The sequence below is a fragment of the Lysinibacillus sp. NPDC097231 genome (assembly GCF_044761885.1).
Taxonomy (GTDB): Bacteria; Bacillota; Bacilli; order Bacillales_A; family Planococcaceae; genus Lysinibacillus.
In genome coordinates, this window is sequence record NZ_JBIWDH010000029.1 from 47,285 (window position 1) to 63,760 (window position 16,476).

Sequence of the window (16,476 nt, forward strand, 5' to 3'; positions counted from 1 at the left end):
TCTATCATACTCATAACTGTATCATTTGCTAATTTTTGATAAAATATAAACAAGAAGAGGAGTGAGGGCATGACGGTATTAGAGGTACAACATGTGACAGGTGGTTATACAAGGAAGCCGGTTATTAAAGATTTATCATTTACGATCGGAAAAGGGGAACTTGTTGGCTTAATCGGCTTGAATGGTGCCGGTAAAAGTACAACTATTAAACATATCATTGGAACAATGCTTCCAAAAGAAGGAGACATTCGTTTAAATGGTGTGACGTTAAAGGAAAATACAGACAAGTATCGTACAGCATTTTCCTACATCCCTGAAACACCTGTATTATACGATGAGCTAACATTACGAGAACATTTAGAATTAACAGCGATGGCTTACGGTTTAGATGAGGCAACACTTGCGGCTCGTTCGGAATTACTATTAAAAGAGTTTCGAATGGAAAAACGACTTAATTGGTTCCCATCGCATTTTTCAAAAGGGATGCGTCAAAAGGTTATGATCATGTGTGCCTTTTTAATCAATCCAAGCCTTTACATTATTGATGAGCCATTTGTGGGGCTCGATCCACTTGGAATTCAATCATTGCTTGATCAGATGGATGATAAGAAAAAAGAGGGCGCTTCTATATTAATGTCCACGCACATTTTATCGACCGCTGAAAAGCATTGTGACCGCATAATTTTATTGCATGAAGGACGTGTGCGAGCACAAGGAACAATGGAGGATTTACGTAAGACATTTGCGATGCCACATGCGACATTAGATGACCTATATATTGCTATGACAAAGGAGCGCGACCATGAAGAACTTGCGTGATGTATGGTCCTCTCGCTTCATGCACTTTATAGGTGAAGTGCAAAAATATATGCAATTCATTTTTACGGGGCATATAGCGATTGTACTAGTATTTCTTATTGGAGCAGGGGGCTATCAATATAGTGAATGGCTGAAAATTTTACAGCCTGATTTTCCAGCAGAGGTATTAATTGCGGTGATAGTAGGGATTTTATTAGCATTTAGTCGTCCAACTTCACTCTTAAGAGAGCCTGACCAAGTGTATTTATTACCTTTAGAATCAAAAATGTCCCAGTATTTTAAAAAGGCGTTAGCGTGGACGTTTTGGTCACAGGTTTGGATTGTAGCAATTGTTTATATCGTTTGTATCCCTTTACTAAAGGCTGTTACTGAATTAACAACATTTGAGATTTGGGCAGTGTTCCTCCTTATTATTATATTGAAGTATTTAAGTGTTCAGGGTGAATTTAGCTACCGTTATAGTGAACGGGGGCAAATGATTTGGGTGGACAGGCTAATTCGAGCTGTTATTTTTGTTGTTGCTGTCTACATGGGACTTCATACACAGCTTATTTTAGCGCTACTTGCTGCCATTATTGGTTTTGTGTATATTTTGGTATTTAGAAAAAAATGTGCAGGTGAGCCTGTGCCATATGAACATTTTGTGAAGCTTGAACAAAATCGTATGATGAGCTTTTACCGTTTCGCTAATTATTTCACAGACGTACCGCATTTACATGGCAGCATTCGTCGTCGTGGCTGGCTTAATTGGCTTTACAAATTTGTACCATATAACAAGGACAATGCTCAAAAGTATTTAGTGTTCCGTACATTCATACGAACAGATGATCATTTTTATTTATGGCTTCGATTAACAGTTATTTCAGCAGTTATTGTAGCCTTTGTAGATATCCCAGTTGTTACATGGATTGTTGCAGGTGCACTAAGCTTTGCTACAACAATTCAATTAAAGCAAGCATTATTATCAAGCGGTGAATTCCGTATGGACATGCTCTATCCGTTACCAGAGGAAGCGCGCAAGACAGCAGTCAAACAAATTGTGCGACTTGCGATGATAACTCAAGCCATAATAGTTGGTCTATGTGGTGTCATACAGCCAATGTTTTATGTAACCATGGTTATCGTGTTAGTTGTAAGTGAATTGACTGCTAGAGTTTCGAAATCTTAATGTTAAGCGTAATACTATTAAATAGTAAAAGCTCATTTCTCCAATTCTTTTATCTCATTCAGTGGGCTGAATGAAGATTGATTGGAAAAATGAGCTTTATTTTATTTTTTATTCTACTAATTGATAGTCTAGTGCTGCTGTTATTAATACCTTTGCCGCTACAAGCATACCCTTTTCGTCTATATCGAATTTTGGATGATGATGAGGTGCATATTCAGCTGGTTCTGCTCCTGTAAAGAAGAATGTGCCTGGTTTTTCTTCAAGGTAATAAGAGAAATCTTCGCCACCCATAGTTGCTTCAATTTCAACCACATCACAAATATCCTGTGCAATATCACGAATAAATAGTGTTTCTTTTTCATGATTGACGATTGCTGGATAACCACGTCGGTAGTCCAATTCAATTGTACAATCATGGGCAATTTCTGTTCCTTCCACAACTCGTTTGAACTCATGCTCCATTGTTTCACGTACATCTTTATTAAATGTACGAATTGTCCCATTTAAATAGGCTGTATCTGCAATAATATTATCGGCATTAGAAGCTACAAATGAGCCAACTGTCAAAACAGCTGATTCAGTTGGTGCAACTCGACGCGCGACAAGCTGCTGTAAATTCATAACAAGCTGAGCACCAATAACAATAGCGTCCTTTGTTTGATGCGGATGAGCGCCGTGGCCACCCTGCCCTTGAATTTTCATTTCAAAACTATCAACAGCAGCCATCATTGGTCCTACTCGGTAACCAATCATGCCTGTTGGATGGTTGGAGGATAGGTGAGTGCCAAAAATAGCATCGACGTTATTCAGTGCTCCAGCCTGCACCATACCAATTGCGCCACCCGGGTCAGCCTCTTCAGCATGTTGATGAATTAACACATATTCTCCTGCTAATTCATCGCGCATTTCCCATAAGAGCTTACCAACAATTAATAAAGTAGCTGTGTGTCCGTCATGCCCACAAGCATGCATTACGCCAGGGACAGTTGATTTGTATGATACTTCTTTTTCATCTTGTATTGGCAGTGCGTCAAAATCCGCTCGTAAGGCAATCGTTTTGCCAGGTTTGCTTCCTTTAATACGCGCAATAAGGCCGTAGCCACTAATGTTTGCTTCGACTGGTACACCAAGCCTTTTATAAAACTGAGTAATATAGTTTGCAGTTTCTTGCTCTTGGAAGCTTAGCTCTGGATGCATATGTAGATGGCGGCGGATAGCCACCATTTCGTCAAAATGAGCATCGATTTTTTCAAGTAATGGTTGATTCATCGTAAATACTCCTTAAACAGATTATCCTAGATTTTCTTAATAATAGTTTCACTAACTGGATAAACAGCAGGTCAGCACTTCTCATAAAAGAATATTCTTGGGATGAGTAATAAATCTCCTTGCGACCCGATATACCCGCGGAAGCGCAGCAAATACCCGCGCACCCGAAGAGAATACCCGCGGAAGCGCAGCAAATACCCGCGCGCCCGAGGAGAATACCCGCGGAAGCTCAGCAAATACTCGCGCGCCCGAGGAGAATCCCCGCGAAAGCGCAGCGAATACCCGCGCGCCCGAGGAGAATCCCCGCGAAAGCGCAGCAAATACTCGCGCGCCCGAGGAGAATCCCCGCGGAAGCACAGCGAATACCTGCGCGCCCGAGGAGAATCCCCGCGGAAAGCGCAGCAAATACCCGCGCGGCGCAGCGAATACCCGAGCCCCGCGAAGAATCCCAGCAGAAAGCAGTGAATCCCTGCACACCTCAACTAAGCTTCGTTGTCTTCTTTTGGGGCAACGCTATAGGTCGTTACATAGGAAGCGGCAGAGAATATGTTTTGCTGACGTGCTCCTGTTGGTTCTTCTCGTTCGACATGTGCAGATTTAAAGGCTTTTGAGCTTTTCCACGCTTCGAAAGAATGTGGACCGTTCCATTGTGTCATGACAATGTATGTTTCACTATTTAGTGGGCGAAGTAGTCGAAATGCTACAAAGCCTGGCTCATCTTCTATAGCACGAGCTCGATTTAAAAAGCGATGTTCAAAAACAGGTCGGCCTTCATCTGTGACAGGAATATTGTTAAAGACAAAGAAGCCACGTTCTTCTAAATCATGAACTGAATCCAGTACCTCAAACTTACGTGGTGTGGCAAATACAGTTTTCCCTTCTGTTTCATGAATGAGCACAGAGTTTCCTTCTCCGTGAATTAAAATCATCTCCTCGTTTGAATACTTATTTTTTAGCTGTTCCAAAAAATCTCCTGTGCCAGAAGTTAAATAAATATACAAAAAATTGCCCTCCTTATGGATGATTTAGCGTGATTATCTCCATTTAAGTGTAAGTCTTAAGCTTTGTCAAAAAAGAAACACTCATAGAAAGAACAATTTTATGACATTTCTTGAGTAAAACTATACAATAACAGAGGAAGCGTTTACTATTGAAAACGGATATCAATAATAAAAGAAGAAATAACAGAATTTTACGATATGAATTTTATCGAGGGGAAGGAATTATTCATGACAACTTTTAATGATACACTTCTACGTGCTGCACGAGGAGAAAGAACAGAACATACACCAGTATGGTATATGCGACAAGCAGGACGCTCTCAGCCAGAATATCGTGCAATTAAAGAAAAGTATTCCTTAGAGGAAATTACACATCAACCTGAACTTTGTGCATATGTAACGCGATTACCAGTAGAAAATTATAATGTTGATGCAGCAATTTTATATAAAGATATAGTAACACCTCTTCCTGGTATTGGGATAGATGTGAAAATCAAAGCAGGCGTAGGTCCTGTAATTTCAAATCCTATCCGATCAGTCGCTGATATAGAAAAACTAGGTGAATTCAATGCAAAAGAGCATACACCATACGTTTTAGAAACGATAAAAATGTTAACAGAGGAACAACTGAATGTCCCTTTAATCTGCTTTGCAGGCGCGCCATTCACTCTTGCAAGCTACATGATTGAAGGTGGCCCTTCGAGAAACTATAATAAAACAAAATCATTTATGGTATCAGAGCCTCAAGCTTGGTTCGCATTAATGGATAAATTAGCTGACATGATTATTTCTGATGTCTCTGCCCAAGTCGAAGCGGGAGCAAAAGCTATCCAAATATTTGATTCTTGGGTTGGTGCTTTAAATGTTGAAGACTATCGTGTGTTCATTAAACCAATTATGACACGTATTTTTGCAGAGCTGAAAAAAGAAAATGTGCCACTTATTCAGTTCGGTGTCGGTGCAAGTCATTTAGCAAAAGAGTGGAATGATTTACCGATTGATGTTGTTGGCTTAGATTGGCGTTTACCAATTAAAGAAGCACGTGCGAATGGTATTACTAAACCAGTACAAGGTAATTTAGATCCATCGTTATTACTTGCTGATTGGTCGGTTATTGAAAAACGTACAAAGGATATTATCGATCAAGGCTTAGAAATGCCAGGACATATCTTTAACTTAGGTCATGGTGTATTCCCAGAGGTAGACCCAGAAGTATTGAAACGTTTAACGGCTCTTATTCATGACTACAGTGCACAACAAATCCAAGCACGTTTTTAAACTTAGCAGAAATCTTATATCCTTTTCTGTGAATGATACTGCGTTATCATCATAGAAAGGGAGCTGTCCAACTGGATGAATTGGACAGCTTCTTTTTGTCACATTATGTACTGAGAAAGATATAATTTAACTATTATTTAGAGGTGAAAAGGTTAATGAAAGAAGTTAAAGGCTTATTAGTAATGGCATACGGAACACCCTATAAAGAAGAAGATATTGAACCTTACTATACACATATTCGTCACGGTCGCAAACCATCAGCAGAGCACTTAGAAGATTTACGCAGTCGTTATGAAGCAATTGGTGGTTTATCGCCACTTGCTGCTGCTACAAAAGCACAGGCAGAAGCTTTATGTGCACGATTAAATGAAGTTCAAGATGATGTAGAATACAAATTGTTTATTGGATTAAAGCATATTCACCCATTTATTGAAGATGCTGTTGAAGGAATGGTAGCAGAAGGCATTAAAGAAGCTGTTTCTATTGTATTAGCACCACATTTTTCAACGTTTTCTATTAAATCTTATAATGGTCGAGCAGTAGAAGCGGCTGGGGATCGTTTAACAATTACTTCTGTAGAATCTTGGTATGATGAACAAAAATTCATCGAGTATTGGAACATCAAAGTGAATGAAACGTTTAATGCAATGTCTGCAGATGAGCGTGAAAAAGCATGTTTAATCGTGTCTGCACATTCACTTCCAGAGAAAATAAAAGAGTTGGGCGATCCATATGAAGATCAATTAATCGAGACAGCTCGTTTAATCCAAGAAGCAACTGGCGTAAAAAATGTAGAAGTAGGCTGGCAATCAGCAGGCCAAACACCAGAGCCTTGGATTGGTCCAGATGTTCAAGATTTAACTCGTGAACTTTACGAGCAAAAGGGCTTCCGCTCATTCGTTTACACGCCAGTTGGTTTTGTGACAGAACATTTAGAAGTTTTATATGACAACGATTTTGAATGTAAAGTTGTTTGTGATGAACTTGGTGCAAAATACTATCGTCCAGCAATGCCAAATACACATCCATTATTTATTGATGCGATGGTTGATGCCATTCATAAAAAATTAAGCTAAGCGAAAAGAAAGTGATGATGTTGGTGACTCAAAAAAGACGAAAGGTAGTTGTTGTAGGCGGTGGCATTACTGGCCTCACAGCTGCATTCTATATGCAAAAAGAAGCAAGCGCAAAAGAATTGCCGTTAGATATCGTACTTGTCGAGTCGTCATTACGTCTTGGCGGAAAAATCCAAACACTAAGAAAAGATGGCTTTATTATCGAGCGCGGGCCAGAATCTTTTTTTGATCGTGAGAACTATGTATATCATTTGGCAAAGGATTTAGGAATTGAACAGGAATTGATGACAAGCAATGCTGGGCCGACTTATGTTGCTGTAGGTAGTCAATTATATCCAATCCCAAGTAATCTTTTGTCTGGGGCAACACCGCATATCTCGTCATTTATTACATCAGGTTTGTTTTCACTTAGCGGAAAAATCCGTGCTGCGGGGGATTTTTTCATTTCCCGCTCTGCACAGGATGATGATCAACCATTAGGGGCGTTTTTTAGAAGAAGATTTGGTGCTGAAATTGTTGAAAATTTAGTAGAGCCATTACTTGCAGGGACATTTGCGGGTGATATTGAGCAGCTTAGTATGCGCTCGACATTCCCACAGCTCTACGAATTAGAACAAAAATATCGCAGCCTACTTGTCGGTATGAAAAAGTCTGGCACAAATTTTTTGAGTAGCAATCTCATTGCGAAAGATAAGGGGATTTTTCAAACATTTAATAACGGTCTTGAAACCCTTATTGAAAAACTTGAAGAATCACTAATTCCTGGGACAGTTATAAAGGGTGTTAAAGTCGAAGAAATTTTGCATGGCAAGGATAGTACTGTACAAATTGTGTTAAATAATTTCTCACAAATAACAGCAGATGCTGTCATTATTGCCACACCATTTAATGTGGCAGCCAAAATGTTCAGCAAATATCAGCTATTAACTGAGTTGAGTACGATGAAGGCAGCAACTATTGCGACTGTAACAATGGCCTTTAAAAAAGACCAGCTGGGTGATTTAGATGCATTATCATTTTATGTCTCTCGAAATAGTGATTTTTCAATAACTTCTTGTACTTGGATTGATCGAAAATGGCCAGGCACAACGCCAGATGATTATGTATTGTTACGCAGTTATATTGGACGCGTTGGCGACGAGGCGATTGTTGCGTTATCCGACACTGAAATTGAAAAGACCGTATTACAGGATTTAACGAAAACAATTGGTATAGATGGGGTACCCGTAATGACAGTTGTTACGCGTTGGAAAAATGCTATGCCACAGTATACGGTTGGACATGAGGCAAAGGTGGAACGTGTAAAACATGAATTGCAGGAACATTTTCCAACTGTGAAGCTTTCGGGAAGTTCTTTCGAAGGAATATCCATACCTGAATGTGTCGAGCAAGGTAAAAAAGTTGCCGATGAATTATTAGGGGACATGTTTGGTCATTTATAAAAAACTAAAATTAGCAGTAAGAGTAGTACAGACTAGGAATGAATGTTTGTACTACTTTTTTTATTGTCTTTTGCGAATCAAATACATTTTACATTTTTATCTTGCAATTACGAGCAGTAATTAATCTGTACCAAAAGCGAAGCATTGGGTACAAGACCTACCTCAATTTTCAGCGAAAGTAAGGCAGTTAGGTGGAAGATTAACTGCCCGTAAAAGCCAGATTGTGGCCACACGATGTTGGTCACACAAGCGTTTCCACAGGATGAGGAGTACTTAGCTTGTGTTCCACTACAATACTCAGTGGGGAATGAAGAAAATTATAATTTTTCATTTCCTTTATTTAAAATACGATCGAAATACTTTTTGTTGTGTAGAATTTTTTCATCATTTGGCAAGAAGGATCTGGCTAATTCATTATGTGTGTTTGCTAGTTCGAATTGTTGTAACCGATCATAGAGGACACAAAGTTGTAAATGGGGCAACCAAGTGGTAAATGTTTTATTTTGGAACGGTGTGTTTGGATTTTGCTTAATGACTAGTGCTTGATTATACCAAAATACTGCTTCATAATTTTTGAATTGTTCCATGAAATGAAAGCCAAGTCTACAACATGCTTCTGGACGAGGAATAGCATATTCAAAGCTTCTTAATATGGAGCTCAAAGTATTTTCTTTATCATTTATATTGGAATAACAATCTGCTAATTTGAAGCAGGCTCGAATATTATCTTCCACCCAACCCAATTTAGAGGTTAAAAATGTTTCATAGTAAAATATTGCGTCCTCAAAATGTCCATGATCTAGTAATTCATTCCCGTAATAAAATGTATCGCGTGGAGTGAGTGATTCTCCTGATTCAACGAGTTGCTTATAGATATTAATATTTCGAGTATGATCATGACTGAGTGGTAAATGGCTGACGGAGACATCACTATCCAAAAGTTTCCCACCTACCTCTAAGTATTCATGGACAGCACCTATCCATTGGAATTGTTTATCCTTTCGTACTAACCGATATCTCCTTAACAGAGAGCTTACATTTCCCTCATTATCAAAGCTCAAATTATAGTTCATCGAAACAGCATCTATATCAGAGCTTAAGGATTCTTTTAATGCTTTAAATTTTTCCTGATCCTCTTGCAAAAATACATCGTCTGCATCTAGCCATAAAATGTACTCCTTTGTTGCTTGTTGAAAAGAAAAATTCCGTGCAGCTGCAAAATGATTAATCCATTCAAAATCAAAAATTCGATCTGTAAATTGTTTAGTGATTAACTTTGTATTGTCGGTGGAGCCAGTATCTACAATATTAATTTCATCGACTAAGTCTTTTACAGATGCTAGACATCTACCAATGACATCTTCCTCATTTTTCACAATCATACATAAGCTAATGGATACCATAGGATCGATTCCTCCTTGCCATAATCAATGTAGTATATGTGTTACTATAATTTTTGGTTAGTGAAATGCTCGTTGATGTAACATTACACCAAAATAATCTTGAAATTTGCTTGTTTTGTTTGTCATAAATTTACCTTTCAAGTTTCACGCGGATTTCACAATTGTGAAGTATAGTTAAGAAACAGAGGTGATGATGTTGAAAAAATGGGCATTCTTCATTTTTCTTGTAGTACAAATTGCTTGGCTCGCAGGATGTACGGAGAAATCGTTTGAGCCTATTGAACGTGATCGAAATTTTATTGCGTCCTTAAATATACAAGAGCCATCGCTTGATTTTATAGATGAGCAAGGTAATGTGATGGTAACATGGTTATTTGATAAAGCTTACTCTGGGGCAATATTGCTCGGAGAGGATCGTGTGTTATTGTATGGTCATCAATTAAATGAATTTGACGTATATACGTTATCCACTGGTAAAAAGCTATACTCCAAAAAGGTGGAAATCGGTACAACTAATGCGTATTATGCTGAAAATAGAAAACAATTTTTTATTGCGAATAGTAAAACTAATACAGTGACAAGCTTTGATGTGAAGGGGAATGACCTTGCAACACAGCAACTCGGTAATTATCCTATGTCAATGGCAGCCTATAAAGATAAGTTATATGTGATTAATTATAAAGACACCAAATTATCGGTATTGAACATAGATAATCTAGAGGTTGAGCAAGAGTGGCCAATTCAAAAATCATCGCATGGCATAGCAATTCTTGAAGAAACTAACGAGCTATGGATAGGCGGTCATGGAGAAGGAAGTAAGCCGAATAGCTCTGTTAAAAAATATGATCTTACAACAGGAAAGGAGCATGGGCAGATCGAAATGCCTTTAATGCCTGTTGGATTAACCAAGACTGAGGATGCTGTCCTTGTTGTTAGTCATGGCCGTAATGAATTATATGTTGCTGACTTTAATGGAAAGGTGAAATGGCAACAAGAGGTAGGAGCTAATCCATTTGTTGTTAATCAGTTTAAAGAATATATTGTTGTCGCAGGCTATGATGACCATACATTGTATTTCATAAAAGAAGGTCAGGTGGAAAAAACAGTTGATGTAGGGAAAGGCGCATTTCAACTGTTAGTGAGGGAGGAAAAGTTGTGACAACTGTATTAATTGTTGATGATGAACAAGATATGCGTAATTTAATAGAAATGATGCTCAATAATTCAAAATTTGAAACTTTTACTGCCGCAAGTGGTACTGAAGCATACGATATTATTGTGCGTGAAAAAATCGATTTAGTTTTACTTGATGTAATGATGCCACATGAAAATGGCTTTGTTGTTTGTCAAAGTATTCGGGCGATGTCGAATGTACCTATAATTTTCCTTACAGCCCGTGATGCAAATGAGGATAAAGTTAAAGGTCTTACTCTTGGCGGAGATGATTATATCGTAAAACCGTTTACAAACGATGAACTTGTTGCGCGAATTCATGCTGTATTGAGAAGAAGTGGTTCTAACATTGAAGATTTACAACAAAAGTATATGTTGATTGGATCTATTAAGATAGACGAAATTGCGCGCAAGGTATCAGTAAACGGAAAGAGTATTCCGCTTACTTTAAAGGAATTTGAACTATTGCATCTATTTATGAAAAATCCTGGAAATGCTTATACAAGGGAGCAATTACTGGAACGCATTTGGGATATTGATTATGTTGGGGGAACTAGAACGGTTGACACCCATATCAAAACTTTACGTTTAAAGCTTGGAAAGGAAGCGGCAGGGCATATTCAAACTGTCTGGGGAGTAGGCTATCGCTTTGATCCTGGCGAATGAAAAAGATTTCAACACGCATTTGGCTATTAATCTTTGCATTTTTAATCATTACGGTTGTCTTTATGTATGTCCTGACTGATTATTTATATGAACGACTTTATGTAGAAGACACAGAAGCGACGATGATAGAAGTAGGGACAAAGCTACAAACTATGTATTCCAATGGTAAGGTAACAGATGAATTTATTGCGGATATTGAACATTATAATGATTATTCGAATTTAAATATTTTTGCAGTAAGAAATCCACGGGAACTAAGTGCCTGTGTGCCGTTTGATATTGATTTTGAAACATTAATTGGTCCTGAGGAACGACAGCAATTATTAGCAGGCGAATATGTGCAAAAAATAGGGTATGAGCCTCGGTTTGATAGACAGCTTATTTCTGTAGTACTTCCGCTAGTTGATCAAAATAGGCTTGAAGGAATTATTTATATTTATTTCCCTTTAGCAAAGATTAGTGAATTAGCAAATAATGAAGTCATTTTTTTATTTGTCAGCGCTTTGATATTTTTATTGGCCATTAGTTTTTTAATTTATAAAGGTATTCGTCATATTATGCAACCATTAAGCAATTTGCAGAGAGCTGTGGAGCAAATGTCCTACGGTAATTATGAGACACGTGTGCCAGTTCATTCAAAAGATGAAATTGGGAGATTATCGAGCACCTTTAATAAAATGGCGGAATCGATACAGCAAGAGGATGAGGCTCAAAAAACCTTTTTAGCAACAGTTTCACATGAGTTACGGACACCGATTAGCTATGTGAAAGGGTATAGTGAAGCGATGCAAAATGGCATTATTCCAGAAGCCCAAAAGGAAGAAACCATTCAGCTAATTGTACGTGAGGCGAATCGTATGGAACGTTTAACAAATGAGCTACTTCAGCTTGCGCGTATGGAAAATGAACAAACAGAAATTATGCTATATCCAATCCCTCTTGCCGAAACACTTCGTGAAGTTCAAAAAATATTAACTCATCAGGCTGTGAAGAAGAATATTACATTGCATTTAGATGCTGATGATGCATTAATCATCAAAGCCGATGAAATAAAGCTGAAACAAATCTTTATTAATATTATTGAAAATGCTATTAATTACTCGTACGAGCAGTCAAAGGTTGAAATCACAGCTATTGAAAATAATGGTCGTGCACAAATAACCATTAAGGATTATGGCATTGGGATTCCACAAGAGGATTTATCGCATGTAACTGAGCGCTTTTATCGTGTAAACAAAGCGCGAAGTCGAGCAGATGGCGGTAGTGGACTCGGGTTGTCAATTGTCGAGCAATTATTAAAGCAATTACATGGCAAAATTGAAATTGCCAGTAAAGTTAAAAAAGGCACAATAGTGAAAATCACACTGCCGTTAATGGAGGAATAAACAATGAAGAAATGGTTATTGGCATTAATCGCAGTACCTGCATTATTAGTGGGATGCGGCGAAAAAAAGGAACCTGTAACGTTGAAAGAACCGGAAATGCCTCAAATGTTAGAGGTTGAAATTTTAACCCCAAAAGAAGTAGCCATTAATAAAACGATTGAACTTGCTGCACACGTTGACCAAGGTGGCAAAAACATTGATGATGCCGTTGTTGAATTTGAGGTGTGGGAATCTGGTAAACGTGATGAGGGACAAATGATTAATGGTAAATTAGAGAAAGATGGCGTTTATAAAGCGACAACTACATTTGACCATGATGGCGTATACTATATGTATGCTCATACAACTGCTAATGGTATTCATAATATGCCAAAGCAACAAATTACAGCCGGAACACCTGATATGACGCAAGTTTTACCAGAAGATAAAAAAACGGATGACAGCATGAATAATAACATGATGAATGACAGTAATGATACATCAGAAGGTACTGAGAATGGTGATCAAGAAAAAAATGAAAAAAATCATCATTAAATGCTTGCATTATTTTTAAAATAGGAATATGATAATGACCAGATGACCGAAATGGTTTTCTGGTCATTATCATTTTCGTGTACAAAGCATGTACATAATATAACGGAAAGGATGTTACTAATGGATCGTAGGCAGGAAATTCTTGAAGCAGCTGCAAAATCCTTTACATTGTTTGGTTACAAGGCGACAACGATGGAGCAAGTTGCGAAAATTGCTAATGTTGGTAAGGGAACGATTTATACATTCTTTGCAAATAAAGAAATTTTATTTCAAGAGATAGCCATGTCACTTGTACGAGAGATGAAGGCTGAAGCGGATGCAGTGTTGGATGCGTCAGCTAGCTTTATGGACAATGCGCATAATGCTTTAATGAGATTGCTACAGTTCCGTGAACAACATCTTTTATTTGCGAAGTTATTAGAGGAGGAAAAGGAATTACGAACGCCTGCAGTTAAACAAGTTTTAATTCGCATTGAGAATGAAATTTTATCGTATGTTGCTGAGTTAATTCAAAGACGTATCGATAAAGGTGAAATTAGAAGCTGTGATACAGAATTAGTAAGCTATCTGTTGTTAAAGGCGTATCTAGCATTTGTCGTTGATTGGCATGAGCTACATGGCGACAATATTCCAGAAGAAAAGATACTAAATCTTTTCAAGGAAACAATCTTCCGTGGACTGATTTTAACTTGATTCAGTTGGGTTAAGACGGTCTATGGGCAATTTTGCACCATGGAAAGGTTTAGATTTAGATTTTTTTTTGAATAAAAATGACCAATTGACGTTTTTGGTCAAATAGTATAGGAGTGAAAGAAATTTATGATTAAAGCTGAATGGCTGAAAATCTTGAAAACAAGAAAAATGCTTGTTTCGATAATCGCTGTATTATTTATCCCAGTCATGTATGCAGGCATGTTTTTATGGGCGTTCTGGGATCCGTATGAAGGACTACCAAATTTGCCAGTAGCTGTTGTCAATGAAGATAAGGGTGCTGAAATGGAAGGGGTTAAATTAGATCTCGGGAACGAACTAGTCGATAAGCTTGTCGAGAGTAATGAATTTAACTTTATTGAAGTATCCAAAGAACAAGCTGAAAAAGGCTTGAATGGCCGAGATTATTACATGATTCTAGAAATTCCAACAAATTTCTCTGAGCATGCAACGACATTATTAGATGATAAACCATCTAAATTAGTCATGAATTATATTCCAAACGAAGGTTTAAACTTCCTTGGTGCACAAATTGGTGAAACAGCAATGGACCGTGTACGTGCAGAAGTCAATTCACAAGTTTCTGCGACATATGCAGAAAAATTATTTGATTCTATTACAACTCTTGGAGATGGCTTTACAGAAGCAGCTGATGGCTCTAATAAGCTAGACGAAGGTGCTCAAAAAGTAGCTAATGGTGCGAAAGATTTAAAGGGTTATCTTGAACAACTAGCATCAAGCACAATTGAACTGTCAAATGGTGCAGATAAAATTACAAAAGGTGCTGGAGATGCTGCAAAAGGTGCTAATGATTTATCTACTGGTTTAGTAAAATTACAGGACGGTACTGTTCAATTACAACAAGGCGCACAGCAAGCAGCAACTGGAGCAACAACTTTAGAGCAAGGTTTATCGCAATATACACAAGGTGTAGCGAAGGTGCAAGCAGGTTTAACTACAATAAACGAAAAACAACAACAAATTAGTGCAGGTGCAGCTTCAATTGCTGACAATGCAGGTGCATTAAATGGTGCAGCAAGCCAATTAACAGATGGCTCTGCAAAGGTAGAAGCAGGTATCACGGCTTTAGCAAATCAATTACAAGGCATGATGGCATCATTACCTGAAGAACAAGCAGCAGCATTAAAGCAATCATTAGCAGAGCTACAAGCAGGAAGTGCAAGTGTGCATAATGGCTTAGGTTCTTTATCAGCTGGTACAGAAAAATTACAGGCTGGTGCTAATCAAGTAAGTTCTGGTGCAACACAAATTGCAGCAGGTCAAGCAGAAGTTTTAGCAGGTGCTAACGCGTTAACATCAAAAAGTGGTGCATTAATCGAAGGTGCAAAAGGTCTTCAAGCTGGTAATACAACACTTGCTGAAAAATTAGGTGAATTAAATGCTGGTGTGAATACTGCTGTTACAGGTTCTAAAACATTAGCTTCCGGTTTAAATGAGTTAGCAAATGGTACTACGACATTAAATGAGGGTACAACAACGCTCGCTTCGAAATCTGGTGAGCTAGCAGAAGGTTCTGCAACACTTGCTGATGGTTCAACTGAACTTGCAGATGGAACAACAACATTATCTAGCAAACTAGATGAAGCAAGTGAAAAAGCAAACGAAGTACATGCAAATACAGACACATATGATATGGTAGGTAGCCCAGTCGAGGTTGAAAAAGAATCTGTTAACCATGTACCAAACTATGGAACAGGCTTCTCACCATACTTTATTTCACTTGGCTTATTCGTTGGTGCATTATTAATTTCTATCGTGTTCCCGCTTGTGGAACCTGCGATCCGTCCAAAAAATGGGGCAGCTTGGTTTACAAGTAAAGTCTCAGTTTTAGCAATAGTCGGCTTAATTCAAACTATATTAACAGTGGTTATTGTAAAATGGAGCTTAGGCCTTGAAGTATATAGCTTAGGATACTTCTTCCTAACAGCATTATTAACAAGCTATGTTTTCTTAGCTCTAATCCAAATGCTAGTTTCAATTTTCGGTGATCCAGGACGCTTCATGGCGATTGTAGTATTAATTTTACAACTTACAACAAGTGCTGGTACATTCCCACTTGAGTTAATCCCATCACCATTACAAATATTTAACAAACTATTGCCAATGACATATACTGTTCAAGCATTTAAATCAAGTATTTCTACTGGAGATACATCATTCTTAATGCAAAACTACGGAATTCTATTAGGCTTCCTAGTAGCATTCTTAGCGATTACTTTCGGTTATTTCATGTTACTACACACAAAACGTTACTCAAAAGTAGCTGAAGAAAACTAAAAATAGGAATTTTTTTGCACCCATCAAATCTGATGGGTGTTTTTTTGTGAGAACGCTCAGGTGAGAGCGAGAACTGCTCGTGTACGAGGGAAAATCACTCAGGTGTCTTCGAAAACTGCTCAGGTAGGTTCGAAAACTGCTCAGGTAGGTTCGAAAACTGAGGTTAGTATAAAAAGTGGACACGGAAAACTGAGAGTAGCTATGATAGAAATAACTATTTTAAAGGACGTGTACCGAATGACTAAAAAAATAA

At 38.0% G+C, this 16,476-nt stretch carries 15 protein-coding genes; 12 read left to right on the plus strand and 3 right to left on the minus strand.

Annotation, left to right across the window (positions count from 1 at the left end):
• The first annotated feature begins 69 nt into the window (after positions 1-69).
• On the plus strand, positions 70-819 hold the full coding sequence (locus tag ACIQXF_RS16575; RefSeq protein WP_402784762.1) for an ABC transporter ATP-binding protein: 750 nt from the start codon (positions 70-72) through the stop codon (positions 817-819).
• Entirely contained in the window at positions 803-1,987 is a 1,185-nt protein-coding gene (locus ACIQXF_RS16580) for an ABC transporter permease (protein ID WP_402784765.1), read from the plus strand. The genes ACIQXF_RS16575 and ACIQXF_RS16580 overlap by 17 nt, the downstream gene beginning before the upstream one ends.
• A 108-nt stretch (positions 1,988-2,095) precedes the next feature.
• Here ACIQXF_RS16580 and ACIQXF_RS16585 read toward each other — a convergent pair whose 3' ends face one another.
• Positions 2,096-3,256: a M20 metallopeptidase family protein gene (locus tag ACIQXF_RS16585; protein WP_402784768.1), complete on the minus strand. Its 1,161-nt coding sequence runs from the start codon at positions 3,254-3,256 to the stop codon at positions 2,096-2,098.
• 482 nt (positions 3,257-3,738) lie between these two features.
• A complete protein-coding gene (locus tag ACIQXF_RS16590) occupies positions 3,739-4,257 on the minus strand; it encodes an antibiotic biosynthesis monooxygenase family protein (RefSeq protein WP_402784771.1) in 519 nt (172 codons plus the stop codon).
• A gap of 228 nt (positions 4,258-4,485) precedes the next feature.
• Between ACIQXF_RS16590 and hemE the strand changes: the two genes are divergently transcribed.
• The 3 genes from hemE (at position 4,486) to hemY (ending at position 8,053) form a co-directional block, all read left to right on the plus strand.
• Positions 4,486-5,535 carry a uroporphyrinogen decarboxylase gene (hemE, locus tag ACIQXF_RS16595; RefSeq protein ID WP_402784774.1) on the plus strand — a complete coding sequence of 350 codons (1,050 nt, stop codon included), beginning with the start codon at positions 4,486-4,488 and terminating at the stop codon, positions 5,533-5,535.
• Positions 5,536-5,690: 155 nt separating this feature from the next.
• Positions 5,691-6,611 (plus strand): ferrochelatase, encoded by a 921-nt coding sequence (gene hemH / locus ACIQXF_RS16600; RefSeq protein WP_402784777.1) that lies wholly within the window; start codon positions 5,691-5,693, stop codon positions 6,609-6,611.
• A 14-nt stretch (positions 6,612-6,625) separates the two neighbouring features.
• Positions 6,626-8,053 carry a protoporphyrinogen oxidase gene (gene hemY, locus ACIQXF_RS16605; RefSeq protein WP_402784780.1) on the plus strand — a complete coding sequence of 476 codons (1,428 nt, stop codon included), beginning with the start codon at positions 6,626-6,628 and terminating at the stop codon, positions 8,051-8,053.
• A gap of 317 nt (positions 8,054-8,370) precedes the next feature.
• Here hemY and ACIQXF_RS16610 read toward each other — a convergent pair whose 3' ends face one another.
• Positions 8,371-9,456, minus strand: a complete 1,086-nt coding sequence (locus tag ACIQXF_RS16610) for a glycosyltransferase (RefSeq protein WP_402784783.1) — start codon at positions 9,454-9,456, stop codon at positions 8,371-8,373.
• A gap of 190 nt (positions 9,457-9,646) precedes the next feature.
• On the opposite strand from ACIQXF_RS16610, the gene ACIQXF_RS16615 reads away from it, so the two are divergent.
• From ACIQXF_RS16615 to ACIQXF_RS16645, 7 genes are all read left to right on the plus strand, one after another.
• Positions 9,647-10,615: a YncE family protein gene (locus ACIQXF_RS16615; RefSeq protein ID WP_402784786.1), complete on the plus strand. Its 969-nt coding sequence runs from the start codon at positions 9,647-9,649 to the stop codon at positions 10,613-10,615.
• Positions 10,612-11,295, plus strand: a complete 684-nt coding sequence (locus tag ACIQXF_RS16620) for a response regulator transcription factor (RefSeq protein ID WP_402784789.1) — start codon at positions 10,612-10,614, stop codon at positions 11,293-11,295. Before ACIQXF_RS16615 ends, ACIQXF_RS16620 begins: the two co-directional genes overlap by 4 nt.
• The gene (locus ACIQXF_RS16625; RefSeq protein WP_402784792.1) at positions 11,292-12,680 is read left to right on the plus strand and encodes a sensor histidine kinase; all 1,389 of its coding nucleotides are present in this window, start codon (positions 11,292-11,294) and stop codon (positions 12,678-12,680) included. The genes ACIQXF_RS16620 and ACIQXF_RS16625 overlap by 4 nt, the downstream gene beginning before the upstream one ends.
• Positions 12,681-12,683: 3 nt before the next feature.
• Positions 12,684-13,214 carry a FixH family protein gene (locus ACIQXF_RS16630; RefSeq protein ID WP_402784795.1) on the plus strand — a complete coding sequence of 177 codons (531 nt, stop codon included), beginning with the start codon at positions 12,684-12,686 and terminating at the stop codon, positions 13,212-13,214.
• A 120-nt stretch (positions 13,215-13,334) separates the two neighbouring features.
• Positions 13,335-13,907 (plus strand): TetR/AcrR family transcriptional regulator, encoded by a 573-nt coding sequence (locus ACIQXF_RS16635; protein ID WP_402784798.1) that lies wholly within the window; start codon positions 13,335-13,337, stop codon positions 13,905-13,907.
• 126 nt (positions 13,908-14,033) lie between these two features.
• On the plus strand, positions 14,034-16,223 hold the full coding sequence (locus ACIQXF_RS16640; RefSeq protein ID WP_402784801.1) for a YhgE/Pip family protein: 2,190 nt from the start codon (positions 14,034-14,036) through the stop codon (positions 16,221-16,223).
• A gap of 60 nt (positions 16,224-16,283) precedes the next feature.
• Positions 16,284-16,476 (plus strand): hypothetical protein (locus ACIQXF_RS16645; RefSeq protein WP_402784804.1); only part of this gene is annotated, 193 nt, incomplete at its 3' end.

Bases quoted from the DNA above. Each gene is read 5' to 3' on its own strand.
- ACIQXF_RS16575 (WP_402784762.1), top strand. From the start codon at position 70: ATGACGGTATTAGAGGTACAACATGTGACAGGTGGTTATACAAGGAAG.
- ACIQXF_RS16580 (WP_402784765.1), top strand. From the start codon at position 803: ATGAAGAACTTGCGTGATGTATGGTCCTCTCGCTTCATGCACTTTATA.
- ACIQXF_RS16585 (WP_402784768.1), bottom strand. From the start codon at position 3,256: ATGAATCAACCATTACTTGAAAAAATCGATGCTCATTTTGACGAAATG.
- hemE (WP_402784774.1), top strand. From the start codon at position 4,486: ATGACAACTTTTAATGATACACTTCTACGTGCTGCACGAGGAGAAAGA.
- hemH (WP_402784777.1), top strand. From the start codon at position 5,691: ATGAAAGAAGTTAAAGGCTTATTAGTAATGGCATACGGAACACCCTAT.
- hemY (WP_402784780.1), top strand. From the start codon at position 6,626: ATGATGTTGGTGACTCAAAAAAGACGAAAGGTAGTTGTTGTAGGCGGT.
- ACIQXF_RS16610 (WP_402784783.1), bottom strand. From the start codon at position 9,456: ATGGTATCCATTAGCTTATGTATGATTGTGAAAAATGAGGAAGATGTC.
- ACIQXF_RS16615 (WP_402784786.1), top strand. From the start codon at position 9,647: ATGATGTTGAAAAAATGGGCATTCTTCATTTTTCTTGTAGTACAAATT.
- ACIQXF_RS16625 (WP_402784792.1), top strand. From the start codon at position 11,292: ATGAAAAAGATTTCAACACGCATTTGGCTATTAATCTTTGCATTTTTA.
- ACIQXF_RS16630 (WP_402784795.1), top strand. From the start codon at position 12,684: ATGAAGAAATGGTTATTGGCATTAATCGCAGTACCTGCATTATTAGTG.
- ACIQXF_RS16635 (WP_402784798.1), top strand. From the start codon at position 13,335: ATGGATCGTAGGCAGGAAATTCTTGAAGCAGCTGCAAAATCCTTTACA.
- ACIQXF_RS16640 (WP_402784801.1), top strand. From the start codon at position 14,034: ATGATTAAAGCTGAATGGCTGAAAATCTTGAAAACAAGAAAAATGCTT.